At 66.6% G+C, this 18,786-nt stretch carries 17 protein-coding genes and 1 tRNA gene; 12 read left to right on the forward strand and 6 right to left on the reverse strand.

Annotated features, from left to right (window positions below):
* Positions 1-36 precede the first annotated feature (36 nt).
* A complete protein-coding gene (locus tag ACYQ0R_RS15305; RefSeq protein ID WP_459825487.1) occupies positions 37-1,815 on the reverse strand; it encodes an L-lactate permease in 1,779 nt (592 codons plus the stop codon).
* A gap of 303 nt (positions 1,816-2,118) precedes the next feature.
* Between ACYQ0R_RS15305 and ACYQ0R_RS15310 the strand changes: the two genes are divergently transcribed.
* The gene (locus ACYQ0R_RS15310; RefSeq protein WP_459825489.1) at positions 2,119-2,730 is read left to right on the forward strand and encodes an ArsR family transcriptional regulator; all 612 of its coding nucleotides are present in this window, start codon (positions 2,119-2,121) and stop codon (positions 2,728-2,730) included.
* 111 nt (positions 2,731-2,841) lie between these two features.
* On the opposite strand, the gene ACYQ0R_RS15315 is transcribed toward ACYQ0R_RS15310, so the two are convergent.
* From ACYQ0R_RS15315 to ACYQ0R_RS15330, 4 genes are all read right to left on the reverse strand, one after another.
* Positions 2,842-4,617, reverse strand: coding sequence for an L-lactate permease (locus ACYQ0R_RS15315; RefSeq protein ID WP_459825491.1), 1,776 nt, complete (start codon positions 4,615-4,617; stop codon positions 2,842-2,844).
* 650 nt (positions 4,618-5,267) lie between these two features.
* Entirely contained in the window at positions 5,268-5,699 is a 432-nt protein-coding gene (locus ACYQ0R_RS15320) for a universal stress protein (RefSeq protein WP_459825493.1), read from the reverse strand.
* 164 nt (positions 5,700-5,863) lie between these two features.
* Entirely contained in the window at positions 5,864-7,072 is a 1,209-nt protein-coding gene (locus tag ACYQ0R_RS15325) for a hypothetical protein (RefSeq protein WP_459825495.1), read from the reverse strand.
* Between the two features lie 114 nt (positions 7,073-7,186).
* Positions 7,187-8,236 carry an asparaginase gene (locus ACYQ0R_RS15330; RefSeq protein ID WP_459825497.1) on the reverse strand — a complete coding sequence of 350 codons (1,050 nt, stop codon included), beginning with the start codon at positions 8,234-8,236 and terminating at the stop codon, positions 7,187-7,189.
* Positions 8,237-8,452: 216 nt separating this feature from the next.
* Between ACYQ0R_RS15330 and ACYQ0R_RS15335 the strand changes: the two genes are divergently transcribed.
* The 5 genes from ACYQ0R_RS15335 to ACYQ0R_RS15355 all read left to right on the forward strand — a co-directional run bounded on the left by ACYQ0R_RS15335 (position 8,453) and on the right by ACYQ0R_RS15355 (position 12,109).
* A complete protein-coding gene (locus tag ACYQ0R_RS15335; RefSeq protein ID WP_459825499.1) occupies positions 8,453-8,677 on the forward strand; it encodes a DUF8028 family protein in 225 nt (74 codons plus the stop codon).
* Between the two features lie 120 nt (positions 8,678-8,797).
* On the forward strand, positions 8,798-10,516 hold the full coding sequence (locus tag ACYQ0R_RS15340) for a DUF255 domain-containing protein (protein WP_459825501.1): 1,719 nt from the start codon (positions 8,798-8,800) through the stop codon (positions 10,514-10,516).
* A 109-nt stretch (positions 10,517-10,625) separates the two neighbouring features.
* Complete coding sequence (locus tag ACYQ0R_RS15345; protein ID WP_459825503.1) at positions 10,626-11,432, forward strand: TrmB family transcriptional regulator; 807 nt, start codon at positions 10,626-10,628, stop codon at positions 11,430-11,432.
* A 108-nt stretch (positions 11,433-11,540) separates the two neighbouring features.
* Positions 11,541-11,948, forward strand: coding sequence for a DUF2267 domain-containing protein (locus tag ACYQ0R_RS15350; RefSeq protein ID WP_459825505.1), 408 nt, complete (start codon positions 11,541-11,543; stop codon positions 11,946-11,948).
* Positions 11,949-12,025: 77 nt separating this feature from the next.
* Positions 12,026-12,109 (forward strand) — tRNA-Ser (locus tag ACYQ0R_RS15355).
* A 179-nt stretch (positions 12,110-12,288) separates the two neighbouring features.
* On the opposite strand, the gene mptA is transcribed toward ACYQ0R_RS15355, so the two are convergent.
* Entirely contained in the window at positions 12,289-13,215 is a 927-nt protein-coding gene (gene mptA / locus ACYQ0R_RS15360) for a GTP cyclohydrolase MptA (RefSeq protein ID WP_459825506.1), read from the reverse strand.
* Positions 13,216-13,324: 109 nt separating this feature from the next.
* Here mptA and ACYQ0R_RS15365 point away from each other — a divergent pair, with 109 nt between their 5' ends.
* The 6 genes from ACYQ0R_RS15365 (at position 13,325) to ACYQ0R_RS15390 (ending at position 18,687) form a co-directional block, all read left to right on the forward strand.
* Positions 13,325-14,278 carry a 16S ribosomal RNA methyltransferase A gene (locus tag ACYQ0R_RS15365; protein WP_459825508.1) on the forward strand — a complete coding sequence of 318 codons (954 nt, stop codon included), beginning with the start codon at positions 13,325-13,327 and terminating at the stop codon, positions 14,276-14,278.
* Between the two features lies 1 nt (position 14,279).
* A complete protein-coding gene (locus ACYQ0R_RS15370; RefSeq protein WP_459825510.1) occupies positions 14,280-15,482 on the forward strand; it encodes a mechanosensitive ion channel family protein in 1,203 nt (400 codons plus the stop codon).
* Positions 15,479-16,078, forward strand: a complete 600-nt coding sequence (locus tag ACYQ0R_RS15375) for a HemK2/MTQ2 family protein methyltransferase (protein WP_459825512.1) — start codon at positions 15,479-15,481, stop codon at positions 16,076-16,078. Before ACYQ0R_RS15370 ends, ACYQ0R_RS15375 begins: the two co-directional genes overlap by 4 nt.
* 50 nt (positions 16,079-16,128) lie before the next feature.
* Positions 16,129-16,482 carry a DsrE family protein gene (locus ACYQ0R_RS15380; RefSeq protein ID WP_459825514.1) on the forward strand — a complete coding sequence of 118 codons (354 nt, stop codon included), beginning with the start codon at positions 16,129-16,131 and terminating at the stop codon, positions 16,480-16,482.
* 130 nt (positions 16,483-16,612) lie between these two features.
* Positions 16,613-17,614, forward strand: a complete 1,002-nt coding sequence (locus tag ACYQ0R_RS15385) for a 5-methyltetrahydropteroyltriglutamate--homocysteine methyltransferase (RefSeq protein ID WP_459825515.1) — start codon at positions 16,613-16,615, stop codon at positions 17,612-17,614.
* Positions 17,614-18,687 (forward strand): methionine synthase, encoded by a 1,074-nt coding sequence (locus tag ACYQ0R_RS15390; protein WP_459825517.1) that lies wholly within the window; start codon positions 17,614-17,616, stop codon positions 18,685-18,687. Before ACYQ0R_RS15385 ends, ACYQ0R_RS15390 begins: the two co-directional genes overlap by 1 nt.
* The last annotated feature ends 99 nt before the right edge of the window (positions 18,688-18,786 follow it).

Below are 18,786 nucleotides of genomic sequence, written 5' to 3' on the forward strand. Positions count from 1 at the left end.
GTGTCTCGACACGTCGACGGGAGAACGAAACGGCGGTCAGAACAGCTCCGGAAGAAACACGTACACGAAAAGCAGCGACCAGAGACCGACGAGCACGAGATATCCGAGCAGTGGAAGCAGCGTGAGTCGGACCACCCGCCCCTCCTCGCCGACGAGTTCGACGGTCGCCAGCGCCGCGACCACGTTGTGAATCGCCACGAGGTTCCCGATCGCCCCCCCGACCGCCTGCGACGCGACGGTCAGCTGTCGGGAGATCCCGAGATTCCCGGCTGCGACGAACTGAAACGGACCGAAGGTGAGATTCGAGACGGTGTTCGACCCGACGAGTGCGGCCCCGAGAGCTCCGATGAAGGCGGCGAAAAAGGGATACGCGGCACCGAACAGGGTTGCGGTCGACGTCGCCAGCACGACGATCATGCTGTCGACGCCCGCGGCGTGGGCTCCCGAGTGTAACATCACGTGTGCCATCGCGAGGACGAACGCGAGCGCGACGAGCGGCGCGTGGAGGCTACTGACGGCCTCGCCCCACGCGTCCGCGACCTGCGTTCCGGACATGCCGAAAAGCGGTATCGAGACGACGGCGGCAAGAAGCAGCCACGTTCCGGGGAGATACGCGAACTCGACGCCGTTCGCGAGGCTCGTTCCGAGGATCGACCCCCACTCGAACCAACCGATCCCGAGGGCGAACTCGCCGAGACTGGTCGTGACCGTCGCGAGCGCCAAGGAGAGCTCGAAGCCGGCGACGGTGACGGACTCGCCCTGCAACAGCGCCGCAAACGAGTCGACGGACCGCGTAACGACGAGGAAGCCGATAAGCAACACGTACGGGGTCCACGCGCGTGCCGGCGACATCTCGTACCCGCCGGCGAGCACCTCACGCGCGTCGTCCTGCCGGATCGAACCGACCCAGTGGTCCGGCCACTCGGTCGCCGAACGAAACTCCCACTCGTCGTCGGGGAGGAGATACCCCAGCCGCAGCGTCGAGACGACGGCAACCGCGCCGACCGTCGATCCGATCAACGCCGGCACCTCGGCGCTGAGCAGCCACGCCGACAGCCAGTACGGCACGACGAACGCGACCCCGGCGAACAGACACAGCGGCCACACCGCGAGCGCCGGGCGAACGGAGCGCTCGTCCGTGGGACCGAAAAAGTATACCAGCACGGCGACCGCGGTGAGCGGCATCAACACGCCGACGAGCGCGTGATACGTCGCGGCCCATCGAGCGACGGCGATCGCGAACTCCGCGGTCGTCATTCCCTGTGCTTCGATCGTCGTTCGTATCGCGGAGACGCTCTCCATCGGTTCGGCGATCCCGATGACGATCGGCGTCCCCACCGCGCCGTACGTTACGGCGACGACGTGCCCGATGAGCGCTACGACGACGGCCGCGAGCGCGGGGAACCCGAGCGCGAAAAGCAGCGGCGCGACGACTGCCGCCGGCGTCCCGAACCCGGCGACGCCCTCGAGAAACGTCGCGAGAAAGAATCCGACCAGCACGACCTGCACGCGAGGATCGTCGCTGATGCTGGCGAAATTACGATTCAGCACGTCGAACGCGCCCGACCGCATCATCGTGTACAGCAACACGAGCGCGGCGAACACGATCCAGAGGATCTGCACCGACACGAGTAGCCCCTCGATCGACGCCGCGAGGATCCATCGGACCGGCATCTCCCAGACGAGGTAAGCGACGACGACGGCCGATGCCCACGCCACGGGCATCGCCCGCGTCGCGGGCCACAGCGCCGCAACGAGCAGCACCGCGACGACCAAAAGCGGGAGCGTCGCGGTCAGAATCTGGAGTACGCTCATGGTGTCCCGCGAGGATCGAGAGCGTCCTGCCCGCCCGAGGGGACCGACGACTGCGGAACGGGCGTCACCCCGCCGTGCTGACTCCGCCCCCGGGGTGTGGTCACTGAAACCATATCACTATCGATCACAATGGTCGTATGTGGTTTGAATGTATCCATCTCGTCGGCTCCGCATCCGCCGGATCCAACCGATCCTCCGAGCCACGACCCCACGAACCGTGAACTTACCCCGAGTCAAGCTCGGGGGCAGTCGCCTCGATCGCCCGTACAAACCTCTAAGGGAGTCCGACCGTTCGGGCACGGTATGGGCGAGTCGGACCGAGCACGTGACGGAAATGGCCAGTACGCGGACCGGATACCGCCGGAAGCCGCACTGGAGGCGTTCGAGCAGCGGGATGATCTCGGACGACCGCTCACCGCGGCGGACGTGATGGACACGCTCGACTGCTCGCGTCGGACCGCACACAACAAACTCAACGCGCTCGTCGACGACGGGTACCTCGAAACGCGAAAGATCGGGTCTCGTGGACGGGTCTGGTGGGTTCCGATCCCGGCGTCGGAGGCGGACCACCCCGTCGCCGCCGCGATACGAGCGGACGAGGACCCCGGGCTCGTCGAGGACGTGCAGGCCGCAGTCAACGACGCTGAGCTTCCGGGTTCGGGAGCGACGCTCGAAGCGCGACGCGAGGCGCTTCTGGCGGCGTACGAGTATCTGACCGAGAATCCGAGCGCGTCCCGGTCGGATTTCCTCGACAACGTGTACCCCGATCATCCGGCCGGCTTCGAGACCGCCGACGGATGGTGGAACGCGATCCAGCCGGCGCTAAAACAGCTACCCGGCGTCGACCCGCCGGAAGAGCGCGGCCATCTCTGGCGGTTCCTCGGTCGCGATCGGTTCAAACCGACGCTGGGCTGAGTCGACGTCCGTCGGTGGGACGGTTCCCGTCGAGCCCGTCGTCGTCGAACCCATCCCCGTCGAGCCCGTCGTCGAACCCGTTGCTGGTCTTGGAAAAAACGGTGACGCCGATCAGAACAGTCCCGGGAACAGGACGTAGCTGAACAGCATCGCCAACAGCCCGACGGTGATGGCGTAGTACGCGAGCGGGATGAGATTGAGCCGCATCACGCGACCCTCCTCGCCGACGAGTCCGACGGTCGCCAGCGCCGCGACCACGTTGTGGATCGCCACGAGGTTTCCGATCGCTCCGCCGACCGCTTGGGCACCGACGATCACCTGGGTCGGGAGTCCAAGCGCTCTGGCGGCCTCGAACTGGAACCCGCCGAACGTGATGTTCGAGACGGTGTTCGAGCCGGCCATCGCCGCCCCGAGCGCACCGATGAGCGCCGAGATGAACGGATACATGACGCCAGCACCGTCGGCCGTCGCGACCGCGAGCGCCTCGATCATGCTTCCCGCCTCGGGAGCACCCGGATGGGCGCCGGACTGAAGCATCACCTGCACCATCGCGATGACGAACACGAGGGCGATCAGCGGCGAGACGAGTTTACTGACGGTTTCGTTGAGCGCATTTCCGATCTCGTCGCCGGACAGTCCGAACAGCGGGATCGCCACGAGCGCCGTCAGGACGAGCCAGAAGCCGGGGACGTACACCCAGTCGATACCTCCGGCAAGCCCCGTTCCGAGAATGTCACTCCACGCGGTGGTCGCCGGGCCGAGCGTGAATTCGCCGATCGGCGTCTCGAACTCCGTGAAGATCAGTCGACCGTCAGCTCCGGTGAGGAAGTCGACGAGCGGGTCGATGACTCGCGTCAGGACGAGCAGCACGACAAGCAGCACGTACGGCGTCCACGCCTTCGAGAGCGACATCCGTGCCGCCGCGTCGGCGGACGCCTTCTCGGCCGCTTCGGTCGATCCGGGCTCGATCGAGCCGACCCAGTGGTCGGCCCAGCGGTCCCGGTCCGGGAACTCCCACTCCTCGTCCGGCTCGAAGTAGCCCGCACGGAGCGTGCCGACGACGATCCCGCCGCCGACCATCGCACCGACGAGCGCCGGGAACTCCGCACTGATCTGTGCACTGAGCCAGTACGGAATCGCGAACGCGAATCCGGCGAACAGGCAGAACGGTGCGACCTCCCACGCGGGCTGTAGCGACCGTTCATCCGGGTCACCGAAGAAGTAGACGATCATCCCGACCGCGAAAAGCGGCATTAAGAATCCGGCAAGAAGATGGTACGTCGCGGCCCACACTGCGACCTCTACCGAGTACTCCTGGATCGTGAACCCCCCGGCCTCGATCGCTTCCCGCGTCGAATCGACCGAGGCGAGCGGGTCCTCGATCCCGATGATTATCGGCGTCCCGACCGCGCCGTACGTCACGGCGATGATATGGCCGATGAGCGCGGCGACGACGGCTGCGAGCGCGGGAAACCCGAGCGCCAAAAGCAGCGGCGCGACGACCGCCGCCGGCGTCCCGAACCCGGCCGCGCCCTCGATGAACGTCGCGAGGAAAAAGCCCAACAACACGATCTGAATTCTGCGATCCCCGCTGACCGCGGCGAACCCCTGATTGATCCGGTCGAACGCCCCCGCCTCCATCAGCATGTACAAAAGCAGCAGTGCGCCGAACACGATCCAGAGGATCTGTATCGCGGTCATCGTCCCGACGAGCGAGGCGGCCGCCAGATACTCCACCGGCATGCCCCATACCGCGAATCCGACGGCGAGCGCCGCGATCCACGCGAGCGGCATCGCCCGCGTCGCGGGCCACAGCGCCACGACGAGCAACCCTCCCGCGATCAGCAACGGCAGCGTAGCGAGCAGCAGCTCGACGGTACTAACCATCGGTTTGTTCCTCCGTCACCGCGTGACTCGTGTCGATACGTCTCGAACCCCACATTCCACGCCTGATCGCTCGTGGCATGGATCTGCCATCCAAGAGGGAGTATATATAGTTAACGACGATGAAAAATACAGGATCGATTTAAGGACACCAAAACCACTTATATTTTCTATAAGATGTTTTGAGTACGTCTTTGTTCCTCGCCTCGGAACGGTCCCGATCTCACCAGCCATCGTTCGGGTTCGTCCGATCTCGTTTCCATCCTATACACTCGTGTGTGTCCGATAAACAACTATTAGAAGCTCTCTGAAGTGGTTTCTCTCTGGAGTGAACCGATCACTCGGGACGGAGTGAGAAGTTCGTGACCCGCGTTCACACGTGTGTATTTGTGATGCACACGTGTGTATACGTAGATACAGTCGTGTGTAGAGGAGTTCGACCGCCGCGCTCCGGGATATTACGGGCTCCGAGAGGTCGAGTGGCGCTCACGCGACACGAGCCAGGGTTCGCGCGCGACGTCCGGACAGCGGAGAATTTGGAGTCTCACCGACGGGGAATCCGAACTCTCACCGACGGGAAATCCGAACTCTCACGCCTCGGAGCAGATACCGCCGTCACCGTCTCGTACCGACCGCACCGCTCGGTCCAGCAACTACTCGCTCGTCGTCCGTGGGAGCACGACGGCCGGGTGGTCGTTGTCGACGGTCAGTTTCGTTCGAACGCTCCCGGAGAGGAACTCGACGATCCGACCGCCGCCGCGTGCGACGAACGCGATCGCCGTGGCGTCGTGGTCCGCGGCGGCTTCTCCGATCGCGTCGGCGATGTCCGTCGCGTACCGGATCTCCGTGTCGACGGAGACGCCGTCCTGTGCCGCCCGCGCTCGAAACGCGGCGAACGCCGCCTCGGCAACGTCCTCTCGCTGTGCGACGCTCGCCTTGTCGATGCCGCCGCCAGCTTTCTCGATCACGTTGATCAACACGAGCGTCGACCCCGGGTTGAGGTAGGGTTCGATGGCGTCGTACGTCCGTTTTGCGTCCTCCTCGCCGGCAACCGGAACGACGGGATGAGCCATGAGGTCGGCCATGGACCGTCGTTGTCGGGCCTACAGGTTAGGCGTTCCGGGGACGCTCGCGCTGCGGTTTCGCGCCTGACACGGCGTGATATGTGCCAGCACCGAACGGACGCGCTCCGCACGGTCGCGAGCAACTCGGATAGTCGTCGTCTCGTAGTTGAACGCGACCCGAACGATCACCCATCGTGATCGAACGCGACCGCGACGTCGTCGCTACCCCAGAACACGAACCGGTAGCGCCCGGGTTGGAGGTCGGGACAGACGCGGAGGCGGTCCTCGTGTTGGTGTCCCTCGACGATCCCCTCCTCGGTCAGCGTGAGCGTCCAAGAGACGGTCTCCCCGGGGTGGATCGGAAGCAGCTCGTCGGTGTACGCGACGGGCGGACCGTCCGTGTCGAACCCGCGCACGTCGGACCATCCCGCCTCCGTGTACAGCTCGAGGTTGTACTTTCCGTGGTTTCCGATCCCGAGCGTCGTCGTCGCGACGTTCGTCAGCTCCACGCGAAGCTCGTCGCCGCGGGCGAACGTCGTCGACTCCGTACGCCCGTCGTCGGCCGGATCGCCGTCGGCCGGGTCGCCGTCGGCGTCCGGGTCGACGACGCGGAGCTCCAGCCCGGGGTGCCCGTCGATTCCCGTCCCGGCGCCCCACGAGACGTCGTCGCCGTACCCCGCGTAGTGCCGCTCGAACGCGTCCTCCTCACAGTCGAGCGGACCGGGCACCGTCGCCGGCTCCCCCTCGGGTCGAACGAACCCCGGAAGCGAGTCGGGGTCGAGGATCCCGTCGTCCGGCGTCACGTCGGCGGTGTTCTCCCATCCGTCCGTGACCGTGACCCGGGCGGCGTGCGGGAGGGGATCCACGGTCACCCGGATCAGCGCGCCGGGATACGTCAGGCTCGGCGCACAGACGTCGGTGTCGTCGTCGCTGGCGTCGACCGCGGTCGCGCTCGCGACGACCGTCCCGTTCTCGACTCCTACGTCGGTCACCTCGAGTTCTCTGTAGCAGGTGTTCGGGCCGACCGACTCGACGTACACGAGCACGGACGACTCGAAATCGGTGTCCTCGACGAACGCGGTCGCCTCCGTGTCCTCCTCGTCGAACAGCCACGCCGCGTCCCGCGCATCGGTTACGAACGCACAGAACCCGGGTCGTTCCCGGTAATCCCACGCGGCCCCCGTCCGATCGACGGCGACGCGCTGGATCTCGACGATCGGGTCCTCGTCCGGCCCGTCGGGTCCGTTCTCGTCGTCGTCCCGGTCGCCGGAGTCGTCGTCTCGATCGTTCTCTCCGGAGTCCGTATCGGTCGTCGGCGCTGCACAGCCGGCCAGCGCGAGGACGCCAACCGATCCGAGCCCGCCGAGGGCTCGCCGCCGCGTGAGGTTGCTCATACCCCACTGTACGACGGCGGTACATAAGGAGTTCCCGTAGGGACAAACGCGGATTTGTCCGATCCGGCTGGCCGCTTCGTGCGGATGGGCTGAGCAGATCGTCCGCTTTGGGCGTCAGACCCGTCCCGGGGCTCTGACCAGCTCGGGAACTTCGTCACGGTCGGCTCCGGCGGCGAGCCCCAGCGCCAGCGCGACGCGGGCCTTTGCGGCGGGGAGCTCGTCGGCGAAGACGACGCCGTGAGCGTCCAGCGTGACCGCGCCGCCGGGCGTCCCGTAAACGGGTTCGGTGGGACCGGCGTGTGTGCGACTGGCGACGACGACCGGGCGGTCCGCGACGACCTCGGCGATCGCGTCGCCGAGCGCCTCCGTCGTGTTGCCGAGTCCGGTCCCCTCGATCACGACGCCACCGACGCCGCGGTCGACGGCTGCCTCGACGCTCTCGGAGCCGACGCCCGTCCCGGAGTGGATCACGGGTACCTCCGGCACGGCGTCGGTGTCCGGAACGCCGAGCGGATCGACCGCGACGGCGCGACTGGGGTTGCGGAGCAGTCGCGTTCCCGACCGGGTGAACGTCGCGACGGGTCCCGCTCCCGGCGACTGGAACGTCGAAAGCGCGTTCGAGTGCGTCTTCACCGCGTCGCGCGCGCCGTGGAGCTCGTCGTCGAACGCGACGTGGACGCCGGCGGTAAACCGATCGTCGGCAGCGGCCCGAACGGCGAGCGCCAGGTTCGCCGCCACGTCACTCGATGGCTCGTCGAGGCGACGCTGGGCTCCCGTGACGACGACCGGCACGGGAAGGTCCGTCAGGAGATCGAGCGCGAACGCGGTGTCCGCGAGGGTGTCGGTGCCGTGAGTGACGACGACGCCGTCCGCTCCATCGCCGACCGCCTCGCGGAGGGTGGCTGCGGTCGCGAACACGTCCCGCCATCTGACGTCGAACCCCGGCTGACGGCAGATCTCGCGCGTCGAGACGGACGCATACTCCTCGAGTTCGGGGACTGCAGCGACGAGGTCGTCGCCGGTTTTCGCCGGAGCCGCACCCTCGTCGCCGGGTTCCGAGGCGATCGTCCCACCACAGGCGGCGACGACGACGTGCGGATCGGTCGCGTCGTTCGATGCTCGCGTCGACGTCGAGCCGGTCGTCTTCCCGTTGTCGTTCGACATACGTGCCCCATCCGTCCCGACGGACGTAAGTGTACAACTCGCGGCTCGTCGGTGACGGCTTCGACGATCGTGGTGAAAAAGAATGAGAAGCCAGTATAAATGATCTCGACCCATCTGAGAACGATTTAAAACGTCCGCGAGAGGAATTAACTGAATGAAATACCCCGAACCCTCGGCGGGGTATATGTGGGTCTCGCTCGTACGACTGGGTGTCCCATGTCCACCCCCGCTCCGTTCAAACGAATCGGATCCGGCCGCCATCTCGCCGGCTGGATGACCGGCACCGTGCGAGCAGCCGCGTTCTGGGCAGCCATCGCCATCCCGTTCACGTATCCGATCCTCCTATACGCCGGACTGGACGGCGTGCACGGGTATCTGTTCGTGAGCCTGCTGTTCGCGAACGCGCTCGCGTTGGCGATCGGTCACGACTACAAGCGGTGAGCGCGGACGGTCGGACCGCCCTCCACCGCGTCTCACCGCCTTCCACCCTCCTCCACCGGGAGCCGGTTCCGCTCGGACCGGTCTCGAAGCGCTTACCCTCCCGCCGGTCCCACCGCGAGTATGACCGACCGGACGCACGTCGAGTGGCGCGACTGGGGCCACGAGGCGTTCGCTGCAGCCGACGAGGCGGACCGACCGGTGTTGCTCTCGCTGTCGGCGACGTGGTGTGAGGGATGTCACGAGATGGATGCAACGACGTACGCGGAGCCGCGGATCGCCGCTAACGTCAACGAGTGGTTCGTCCCCGTCCGCGTCGACGTCGACCGACATCCCCGGGTGCGGGAGCGGTACAACATGGGCGGATTCCCGACGACCGCCTTCCTGACGCCGGACGGCGAGCTACTCACCGGGGCGGGGTTCCTCGGCGTCGACGGGATGCGACAAGTGCTCGAGTCGGTCCGTGAGATGTGGGACGAGAAGGGACGGGCGGCCGGCCGAGTGCCTCGGGCGCTCGACGCCGACCTCCCGCCCAGCGGCGAGCTCACGGAGGCGATCGAGAGCCATCTCGCCGGACAGCTCGAGGCGAAATACGACGCGGAACACGCTGGATGGGGTACGGACGCGAAGTTCCCCCTCCCCCGGACCGTGGAGTTCGCGCTGAAACGCGACCGCGACCGCGCGCTTCGAACGCTCGACGCGGTTCGCGACCACCTCACGGACGACGTCGACGGGGGATTTTTCAGGTTCGCCGGCACCCGCGACTGGAGCGACATCGCCTACGAGAAGCCGATCGATACGAACGCGGCGGTGACGCGCGCGTTCGCGAACGCGTATCTGTACACCGGTGAGGAAGCGTATCGCGAGCCTGCGGCGGCGGCGTTGAACTTTCTCACCGGCGATCTCTGGACCGGATTCGGCGTCGGCGGCAGCGTCGGTCCCGGGCTCGGACGAGCGTACTACGCAGCTCCGGCCGATGAGCGTGCGGATCTGGAGTCACCACGCCGCGATCTCACCGTGTACGCCGGCGGCAACGCGCTCGCGGCCGACGCGCTGTTGACGCTCTATGCGTACACCGACGACGACCGCGCTGGCGAGTACGCACGCCGGATCCTTGAGACGCTCGAACGGGACCTCATCGACGCCGAGACCGGCGCAGTCACCCGCTACCGCGCCGGTGACGAGACGGGCGAAACGGATCTGCTGGTCGACGCCGCCAGGGTCGTCTCGGCGTTCGCTCGTGCGGCCGGCGTGCTCGGCGAGGGAGCGTCGGTCGCCCGCACGGTCGCCGACAGGGCGATCGACGAGCTTCACGTCGACGGCTCGTTCGTCGACGGACCGCGCTCCGGAGCGGGGCTGCTCGACCGCCCGTTTCGTCCGCTCGACGGCAACGTCGAGATGGCGAGCGCGCTCGTCGACCTCGCGGCGCTCACCGGCGAGGAGCGGTACCGGCGGATCGCTCGCGAAACCGCCGAGGCGTTCGCGGGAGCGACCGAACGGCTGAGCGTCCAGGTCGCAAGCTACGGCTCGCTCGCCGGACGCCTGCTGCGCGGGCCCACGACCGTCGTCGTCGGCACCGAGCCCGGAAGCGACCTCCATCGCGCGGCGTGGCGGATCGCCGACCACGAGAAGGTCGTCGTGCCGAACGCACATCGGGAGGACGCCCCCGCCCCGCGACACGTCGAGGCGGGGACCGCAGTCGTCGTCGGAGAGTCGGCGTCAGCGTGGTCGACGGGGGACACAAAGGCATCCGAGCCCGACGCGGTGTCGGAGCCGGCAACAACGCCCGAGGAGTTGATGGATCGCGTGTCGTCGACGATCCAGTACGTGGGGGATACCTGATGGTTATACGCGGTGGACGGAGCCCGTGGGCCGCGTCGCGGCGATTCGACCACGGACGCCACGTGTAAACTGTCGGTGTGTTTATATCCCCACCGACCGATCCTCCCGTATGAGTTCACTTCGAGACCTCGGCCTCTCAGAGTACGAGGCGCGCGCATATCGGGCGCTGTTGCGGACCGGGCCGACGACTGCCAAGGATCTCTCGCGCGCCAGCGAGGTGCCGATGGGACGGATCTACGACGTGCTCAACAGCTTGGAACAACACAGCCTCGTCCGCAGTCAGGCGGCGAGCCGACCAAAAAAGTACGTCGCAGTCGAGCCCGACGCCGCGCTTGACCGGCTTCTCGCGGAGAAAAAACAGGAGCTGGAGGCACAGGCGGAGCAGTACGAGACGGTCGTCGAGGAGCTCTCGACCGAACTCGAGGCCGGGGAGCCGGTCGAAAGCGGCTTCTGGACCGCGGCGGTCGGTCCCGAGGAGACGACGGACCTGTTGCTCGAACGGATCGCGGCCGCGGAGCGACGAATGATCGTCGTCGCCGGCGCGCCGGCGACCGGATTCGACCTCGGGACGGTGGGCGAGGCGGTGACCGCGGAGCTGGAGACTGCGCTCGACCGCGGCGTCGAGATCCGGGTGTTGTTGTCGCCCGAGGCCGTCGACGCGCTGCCGCGCAGCGTGGGACGGCGATACTCGGCCGAGCTGGCCGACCACGATGGGTTCGAGGTTCGGACCGTCTCCGACGTCAACGGGACGTTCAACGTGTTCGACGGCGTCGAGGTGTGTATCGAGGTGCCCCATCCGCTGTCTGGCGACGAGCCGTTCGCGATGATCGACCTGAAGGACGTGGAGTTCGCCGCCGACGTCACCGAGCGGTTCGAGCCCCGGTGGGCGGAAGCGGAGCCGCTGACGTTCGGCTGAACGACGTTCCCACTCGCCGGAAACGCTTTCCCGTCCGTCCGGACTCCCGTTTCCATGCGGTGAGAACTACCCTGTTGATTGACGTGACTCCATGACGTACGCTCACGCATGAACTTCGATGAGTTCACCGGCCAGGCACAGCATCGGCTGGAGATGCCCGGGACCGGAGAGACGGTGCGAGCGATCCGTGCGACGCTCATGACGCTGGGTCAGCGAATCCCGGAGGGTAACGCGGAAGACCTCGCCGCGTCGCTCCCCATCGAGATCAAGTGGTATCTCACCGGTGCAGTCCACGAACACGGACAGCGGTTCGACTGGCCGGAGTTCGTCGAGCGGGTGAGCGAGATCGAGGGTGCCGATCCGGCGGACGCTGCGCATCACGCCCGGGTCGTCGTCTACCTCGTCAACGAGCAGGTCCCGGAGTCGGACTTCCAACAGCTGCGCGATATGCTCCCCGAAAGCGACACCGATGAGAGCTGGGGGAAGCTGTTCGAACTGGTCGACGCGGACGACTGAAACGTGGAGAAACTTCCGGAACCGGCAGCGAGACGCGCGTGTCGGTCCGATGTGAGACTGGAGGGTGAACCGATCGTGGTGGGATGACCGAGCGGACGAAGGTGCCTGCCTGGAAAGCAGGTGGCCGAAAGGCCTCGTGGGTTCGAATCCCACTCCCACCGTCACTCGGCCGCGTGAACGCGGACCATCACTCGACGCCGCGAGTGCAGTTCACGCACGCACCGACCCGTGTTTCGTAGTGATCCGCACAGACCGACGAGCCACACCGGGGACACTGGTGGTCGACGGGCGCGCGTTGACAGATGCTGCAGAGTCCCTGGACGCTCATGGGGTTCGGTCGCTACACGTCGAGCTCGTCGCGGAGATCACCCATCGTGACCTCGCGTTCGGCGTGAGCGTTGTGTTGGTGGATCGACTCGTCGTTCGACTGTTTCATACGCACGACCGCGGTGTCGGGGAGGTGATCGAACTCCTCGACTGCACCCTCGGCGAGGGCTCGCACACAGTCCTCGACGAACTTCGCATCCGCGTGCGCCTCGTAGGTCATGTGGTCCTCGTCGGGCCGTTTCGCCATGTTGTAGATCCGGGCGCTCATCGAGTCGCGGGCGACGTCGATCAGGTCGCGGAGGTCGACGTCGGGATGGCCGTCCGTGGTGATCGTCAGCGTGGCGTGGCCGCGCTGTGAGTGGCCCGGCTGCGGGACGGCGTCGAGGAACGCCTCCGTCGTCTCCTCGTCGACGCCGAGCTCGTGGAGTTTATCGCGTGCCCGGGATTCGCTCATCCCCTGCGAGCAGGGACAAACCGTCATTCCGGTCACCTCCGCGCCGATCTCCTCGCGGGTTCCCTCCTCCGTCGCGGTTGCACTGGCGATGATATCCGCCGTGCTCTGCGTCTCCAACCCGGACGCCGGCGTCTTCTCCCGAGTGACGAGCTCCGCCGTCATCGACACCTCCGCGGTGGTCGTGTAGTCGTGTTTCTCCAGCAGTCGCTCGGCGGCGTCCCCGCAGACGTCCTCGACGCGGTACGCCTCCTCGCGGGTGATCTCCTCCAGGATCTCGTCTATCGTCGCGAGGTTTCTTGACATGTCGATCCCCTTTCGGCCGCTCGGCAGATCCACGAACACCTCGAACTCGGCCATGAGGACGATCGGTCGCTTCGTTCCGCGCGCAAGCTTGACGAGCTTCTCCACGCCGGTGACCCCGACTTGCGAGAGTCCGACGGAGACGTCGGGCGGCGACGCCTGCACGTCGGGCAGCTGGTGACTCATTGTCAGTTCATGGGGTAGCGCGAGATTAGTGCTTTCGAAAGAGGCGGTCCGGCCGGGAGCGTCGGGGGGAAACGGGACATTTACCCCGAATCGACCTGTATCGCGACCAATGACCGATCGAGCGCCGGACGACGCCGACTCACGAGGCGGCGACGGAACGGGAGCGTACGGGAGCCGTGATCCCGACGGACTCGCCCGTCGGGCCGGAACTCGAGCTGAGCCGGACCACGACCAGCATTTCCTCGTCGACGACCGCGTGCTCGACCGGATCCCGACGTATCTCCCCGACGACGCCGACCGCTCGCATCTCCTCGAGATCGGCGGCGGGGCGGGGGCGCTCACCGACCGGCTGCTCGCGGCGGTTGGTGCCGGATCCGAGTCGCCATCGGGCCGCGTGAGCGTGGTCGAGCGGGACCGGACGTTCGCGGCGTTCCTCCGCGAGGAGTTCGCCGCCGCGATCGAGTCGGGGGCGCTCGAGGTGATCGAGGGAGATGCGCTCGAGGTCGATCTCCCCGAGTTCACCGCCTGCGTCGCTAACCTCCCGTACGGCGTCTCCTCGGAGATCGCCTTTCGACTGCTTCCCGAGCGGACGCCGCTCGTGTTGATGTTTCAAAAGGAGTTTGCCGAGCGCATGGTCGCGGAGCCCGGAACGAGCGAGTACGGACGTCTCTCCGTCTCCGCCGGTCACTACGCGAACGTGGAGCTCGTCGAGACGGTGCCGAAGGAGGCGTTCGACCCACAGCCAGCCGTCGAGAGTGCGATCGTCCGGTGTACGCCGAGAGACCCCGACTACGTCGTCGGCGACGAGGCGTTTTTCCTTCGGTTCGTGAAGGCGCTTTTCACCCAGCGACGCAAGACCGTCCGGAACGCGATCCGGAACACGGCACACATCTCGGGGCTCGACGCTCCCGAGGCGGTCGTCGACGCGACCGACGAGGAGCTGCTTCGCCGACGCCCCGGCACGTTGGAGCCGGCAGCGTTCGCCGCGTTGGCGGAGTCGGCACGCGAGCACGGCGTATCGACTGCCCCTGTGGGGGACGGCGGGGAGCACACGGAGCCGTGAGATGACGGGGGTCGCGTTCTCGCTCGTGGGCATCGCCGAGCTCGTCGCCGACATCGAGCGGCTCGCGAGCGGCAACGTGCAGCGGATCGCGATCACGGTCGGCGTGATCGCCGTCGTCGTCGGGGTTCGGCTTCTCGTCGGCCGTATAAAGGAAGGTGACGTCGAGCTCTCCTCGAAGCGACGGCTCCTCCTCTCCTCGACGGTCGCCGCGACGACAGCGGTCGGCGTGCTCACCGTCCTTGCGGTGTGGGGGCTCGGCGAGGCGCTGCTTGGCGCGCTCGCGGCCGCGGAGATCGCGGACCACCTGTCGAACATCGTACTCGCGATCGTGTTGATAGCGAGCGCGTACGCGCTCACCGACTTCCTCGGCGGCGTCGTTCGTGAGCTGGCGGCCGAGAGCGCGTCGGTGTCGGAACACCAAGAGGAGATGTTACGCCGCACGATCCAGCTCACCGTGTACACGCTCGTCGTGCTCGTCACGATCGGGCTGTTCACCGACAACGTGGGGAGCCTCCTCGTCGGTGCCGGGTTCCTCGGTATCGTCGTCGGTATGGCCGCGAGACAGACGCTCGGCGCGGCGCTGGCGGGGTTCGTGTTGATGTTCTCTCGTCCGTTCGAGGTGGGCGACTGGGTGACGATCGGCGAGTACGACGGGACGGTGACGGAGATATCGATCATCAACACGCGGATGCGCTCGTTCGACGGCGAGGTCGTGACGATCCCGAACGACGAGGTGCGCTCGACGGCGGTGATAGACCGGTCACAGCGCAACCGGCTTCGAATCGAGATCGACATCGGCGTGGACTACGACACCGACGTGGACCACGCGAGAGCGATTATCACCGAGACGATCGGCGATGTCGACGAAATCTCCCGCATGCCCGCCCCGAACGTGGTAACGAAGCGGTTCGCGGACTCCGCGGTCGTGCTTGGCGTGCGCTACTGGATCACGGACCCGAGCATGCGAAAACGGTGGCGCACTCAGACTGCGGCGATGAGCGCGATCAAATCCCGGTTCGAGGAGGAGGGGATCACGATCCCGTTCCCACAGCAGACGCTGTCGGCGCGGAAAGAGGAGTTCGGCGTCCAGCTCGACTCCACGATCGGCCGGGAGGCAGCGGGCACCCGCGGAGCGAACGTCGAGAGCGCGTCCGGTGAGCCGAACGAGGGAAGCAGCGGCGCGACCGACGGAGGCGCACGATGACCGATCTCGCCGAGCGGCGCGGGCTCGACGTCGATGTGTATCAGCCGGCGGAGGACTCCGGGCTGCTCGCGGAGGCGACCGTCGAGGGCGCACACGGCCGGGTGCTGGAGGTCGGTACGGGGTCCGGATGGGTCGCCCAGCAGGTCCGCGAGACGCGCGAGCTCCGCGTGGTCGGCAGCGACCGCAATCCACACGCCGTCCGCGAGGCGACCGACCGAGGGGTGGAAGGCGTCGTCGCCGACCTGCTCGATCCGTTCCGCGCGGACGCGTTCGACACGATCTGTTTCAACCCGCCGTATCTCCCGACCGCCCCGGACAACGAGTGGGACGACTGGATGGAACACGCGCTCTCGGGCGGGGAGTCCGGACGCGCGCTGATCGAGCCGTTTCTCGCGGACGTGGGGCGGGTGCTCGCGCCCGACGGCGACGTCTTCCTGCTCGTCTCCTCGCTTGCCGGCTACGACGAGGTTCTCGAGCTGGTCGCGTCGGCCGGGTTCACCCACGAGGTTGCCGTCGAGGAGTCGTTTCCCTTCGAGACGCTGTCCGTTCTGCGGCTGTGGCGCAGCGGGGAGACCGTCGGAAGCTCCTCGCACTGAGCTCGGTCGTACCGACAGCGTTATACCGGTATTGGGAGTATAATACAATAATGTCGGAGTCAGTCGCGGGGGATGACGTCGAGTCGCTCGGTATCGTGCTCGAAACCAGCGATCCGGAGCGGGCGTGGAACGCGTTCCGTCTCGGACTCACGGCGCTGGAGGAGGGGATCGACGTCTCCGTGTTCCTGCTCGGCGAGGGGGTCGAGGCCGAGGAGATCACCGACGAACAGTTCGACGTTCGGGACCGAATGGAGGCGTTCGACGCCGAGGGCGGCGAGCTGCTCGCGTGTGGCACCTGTCTGGAGATGCGGCAAAGCGAGGGGAGCGAGGTCTGTCCGATCTCGACGATGAGCGACCTGCTCGAGGTCGTCACGACCTCGGATCAGGTGCTGACGATCGGGTAGCGTCAGACGGAAATTCGCCGGACGTCCGAGGGAATATCGTTCGACGGAGCTCCGCCGGAACGTGACGTATAACTACAATGCATCAAACAGGTTCGCAAATATTATACAACGGCATATCCAACGAGAGATGATGACTGAACGAGTCGCGACCACGCCGGGGCTGTATCCGCTTCCGGACTGGGCAAAGGAGACGCTCTCGGACCTGAAAGGCCACCAGAAAGGTGACCTGCTGAGCGGCGACGAGGGCGGGGAGATCGAGGCGACGTACGACGAGGTGCGCGCCGAGCACGTCGACGACCAGCTGGACGCCGGCCTCGACCGCGTCGTCGAGGGGCAGGGGCGCTGGGACGACATGATCGCCCACCCGCTCGCCGTCCACGACAACGTCGACACCGGCGGGATCGTGCGCTACTACGACAACAACAACTTCTACCGCGACCCGCAGGTGACCGGCGAGCTGACCGCCGACGGCGACGTCGCGACCGAGCTGGCGGCCGCCGCCGACGTGCTTTCCCGGGACGCGCCGCTGCAGGCCACGCTGCCGGGCCCGTACTCGCTTGCCGACCTCGCGACCGACGACCACTACGGCGACGAGGCGGCGTTTCTGGCGGCCGTCGCGGAGTTTCTCGCCGGCGAACTCGAGGCGTTTCCCGACCACGAGACGCTGTTTCTCCTGGAGCCGTCGCTCGTGGAGGCCCCGCCCGTCGAGGGCGAGGAGTCGATCGCGACCGACGCGATCCGGACGGTGAGCGAGGCGACGGAGGCCGACGTCGTCGTCCACACCTACTGGGGTGCGATCGGCGAGAAGCTGTACGCGCATCTCGTCGACGAGACGGGTGCCGACGCGCTCGGGTTCGACCTAGTCGCCGGCGACCGCGACGCGACCGTCTACAACGTACAGGAGTACGGCTCGACCGACTCCGTTGCGCTCGGGCTCGTTGACGGGCAGAACACGCTCGTCGAGGAGCCGGAGACGATCGCCGAGCGCGTCGAGTGGTTCGAGTCGCAGGTGCCCGTCGAGGCGTTCGATACGACGTATCTCACCTCGAACACGGAGCTGTTCTACCTGCCGGAGAACAAGTACAAAGCGAAACTTGCCGCGCTCGCCGCGGCCACCGAGGTGCTCGAGTAATGGTCCGAAACCCCGACGCGAACCGCGAACAGTTCCGCCCGCACGACCACCCGAACGACGCGTTCCTGCTCACGACCGTCGTCGGCTCGTATCCGAAACCGAAGTGGCTGAACCGCGCCGACGAGCTCGTCGACGACCCCGACTCGAAGTTCGACGAGAGCGACCTCGTGGAGGCGCACGACGACGCCTGTCGACTGATCACGAACGAACACGAGCGCGCCGGGCTCGACACGGTCGTCGACGGCGAGATGCGCCGCAACGAGATGGTGGAGTTCTTCGCCGAGCGGATCGACGGCTACGAGTTCAACGGCCCCGTGAAAGTGTGGGGGCACAACTACTTCGATAAACCGTCCGTCGTCGAGGAGGTCGCCTACGACGAGCCATGGCTCGTCGACGAGTTCGAGTTCACGTCGAACGTCGCGGAGAAGCCGGTGAAGGTGCCGATCACCGGACCGTACACGCTCGGCTTCTGGGCGTTCAACGAGGCGTACCCCGACACCGAGGCGCTCGTGTACGACCTCGCGGACCTGGTGAACGAGGAGGTCGAGAAGCTCGTCGAGGCGGGTGCACGCTACATCCAGATCGACGAGCCGGCGCTGGCGACGACACCCGAGGACCACGCGATCGTCGGCGAGGCGCTCGAACGCATCGTCTCCGGCATTCCCGACGAGGTCAGAATCGGGCTACACGTCTGTTACGGCGACTACTCGCGTATCTACCCGGAGATCAACGACTACCCGATCGACGAGTTCGACGTCGAGCTGTGTAACGGCGACTACGAGCAGGTCCCGGTGTTCGAGGAGCCCGAGTTCGAGCCGGACCTCGCGCTCGGCGTCACCGACGCACACACCGCCGAAATCGAGAGCGTCGAGGCGATCAAACGAAACATTCTCCAGGGACTGCGTATCGTGCCGCCGGAGAAGCTCACGGTGTCGCCCGACTGCGGGCTGAAGCTTCTGCCCCGCGAGATCGCCTACGGCAAGACCGAAAACATGGTGACGGCCGCCCGCGAGGTCGAAGCCGCGATCGACGCCGGCGAGATCGATCTCGACGACCCGCTCGCCGATCACTGAGGCGGGCGGCGTCGCCCCCGACGCCCGACGGCGCCGGTTCGTCGACGGGAAGACGAATACTTATAAACAGGGAGTGATTCCGCCGTATCGCCCACCCGA

The sequence above is a fragment of the Halorubrum luteum genome, from assembly GCF_054652935.1.

Excerpts from the sequence above, each read along its gene's own strand:
- ACYQ0R_RS15305 (WP_459825487.1), bottom strand. The coding sequence starts at position 1,815 with ATGAGCGTACTCCAGATTCTGACCGCGACGCTCCCGCTTTTGGTCGTC.
- ACYQ0R_RS15310 (WP_459825489.1), top strand. The coding sequence starts at position 2,119 with ATGGGCGAGTCGGACCGAGCACGTGACGGAAATGGCCAGTACGCGGAC.
- ACYQ0R_RS15315 (WP_459825491.1), bottom strand. The coding sequence starts at position 4,617 with ATGGTTAGTACCGTCGAGCTGCTGCTCGCTACGCTGCCGTTGCTGATC.
- ACYQ0R_RS15320 (WP_459825493.1), bottom strand. The coding sequence starts at position 5,699 with ATGGCCGACCTCATGGCTCATCCCGTCGTTCCGGTTGCCGGCGAGGAG.
- ACYQ0R_RS15325 (WP_459825495.1), bottom strand. The coding sequence starts at position 7,072 with ATGAGCAACCTCACGCGGCGGCGAGCCCTCGGCGGGCTCGGATCGGTT.
- ACYQ0R_RS15330 (WP_459825497.1), bottom strand. The coding sequence starts at position 8,236 with ATGTCGAACGACAACGGGAAGACGACCGGCTCGACGTCGACGCGAGCA.
- ACYQ0R_RS15335 (WP_459825499.1), top strand. The coding sequence starts at position 8,453 with ATGTCCACCCCCGCTCCGTTCAAACGAATCGGATCCGGCCGCCATCTC.
- ACYQ0R_RS15340 (WP_459825501.1), top strand. The coding sequence starts at position 8,798 with ATGACCGACCGGACGCACGTCGAGTGGCGCGACTGGGGCCACGAGGCG.
- ACYQ0R_RS15345 (WP_459825503.1), top strand. The coding sequence starts at position 10,626 with ATGAGTTCACTTCGAGACCTCGGCCTCTCAGAGTACGAGGCGCGCGCA.
- ACYQ0R_RS15350 (WP_459825505.1), top strand. The coding sequence starts at position 11,541 with ATGAACTTCGATGAGTTCACCGGCCAGGCACAGCATCGGCTGGAGATG.
- mptA (WP_459825506.1), bottom strand. The coding sequence starts at position 13,215 with ATGAGTCACCAGCTGCCCGACGTGCAGGCGTCGCCGCCCGACGTCTCC.
- ACYQ0R_RS15365 (WP_459825508.1), top strand. The coding sequence starts at position 13,325 with ATGACCGATCGAGCGCCGGACGACGCCGACTCACGAGGCGGCGACGGA.
- ACYQ0R_RS15370 (WP_459825510.1), top strand. The coding sequence starts at position 14,280 with ATGACGGGGGTCGCGTTCTCGCTCGTGGGCATCGCCGAGCTCGTCGCC.
- ACYQ0R_RS15375 (WP_459825512.1), top strand. The coding sequence starts at position 15,479 with ATGACCGATCTCGCCGAGCGGCGCGGGCTCGACGTCGATGTGTATCAG.
- ACYQ0R_RS15380 (WP_459825514.1), top strand. The coding sequence starts at position 16,129 with ATGTCGGAGTCAGTCGCGGGGGATGACGTCGAGTCGCTCGGTATCGTG.
- ACYQ0R_RS15385 (WP_459825515.1), top strand. The coding sequence starts at position 16,613 with ATGACTGAACGAGTCGCGACCACGCCGGGGCTGTATCCGCTTCCGGAC.
- ACYQ0R_RS15390 (WP_459825517.1), top strand. The coding sequence starts at position 17,614 with ATGGTCCGAAACCCCGACGCGAACCGCGAACAGTTCCGCCCGCACGAC.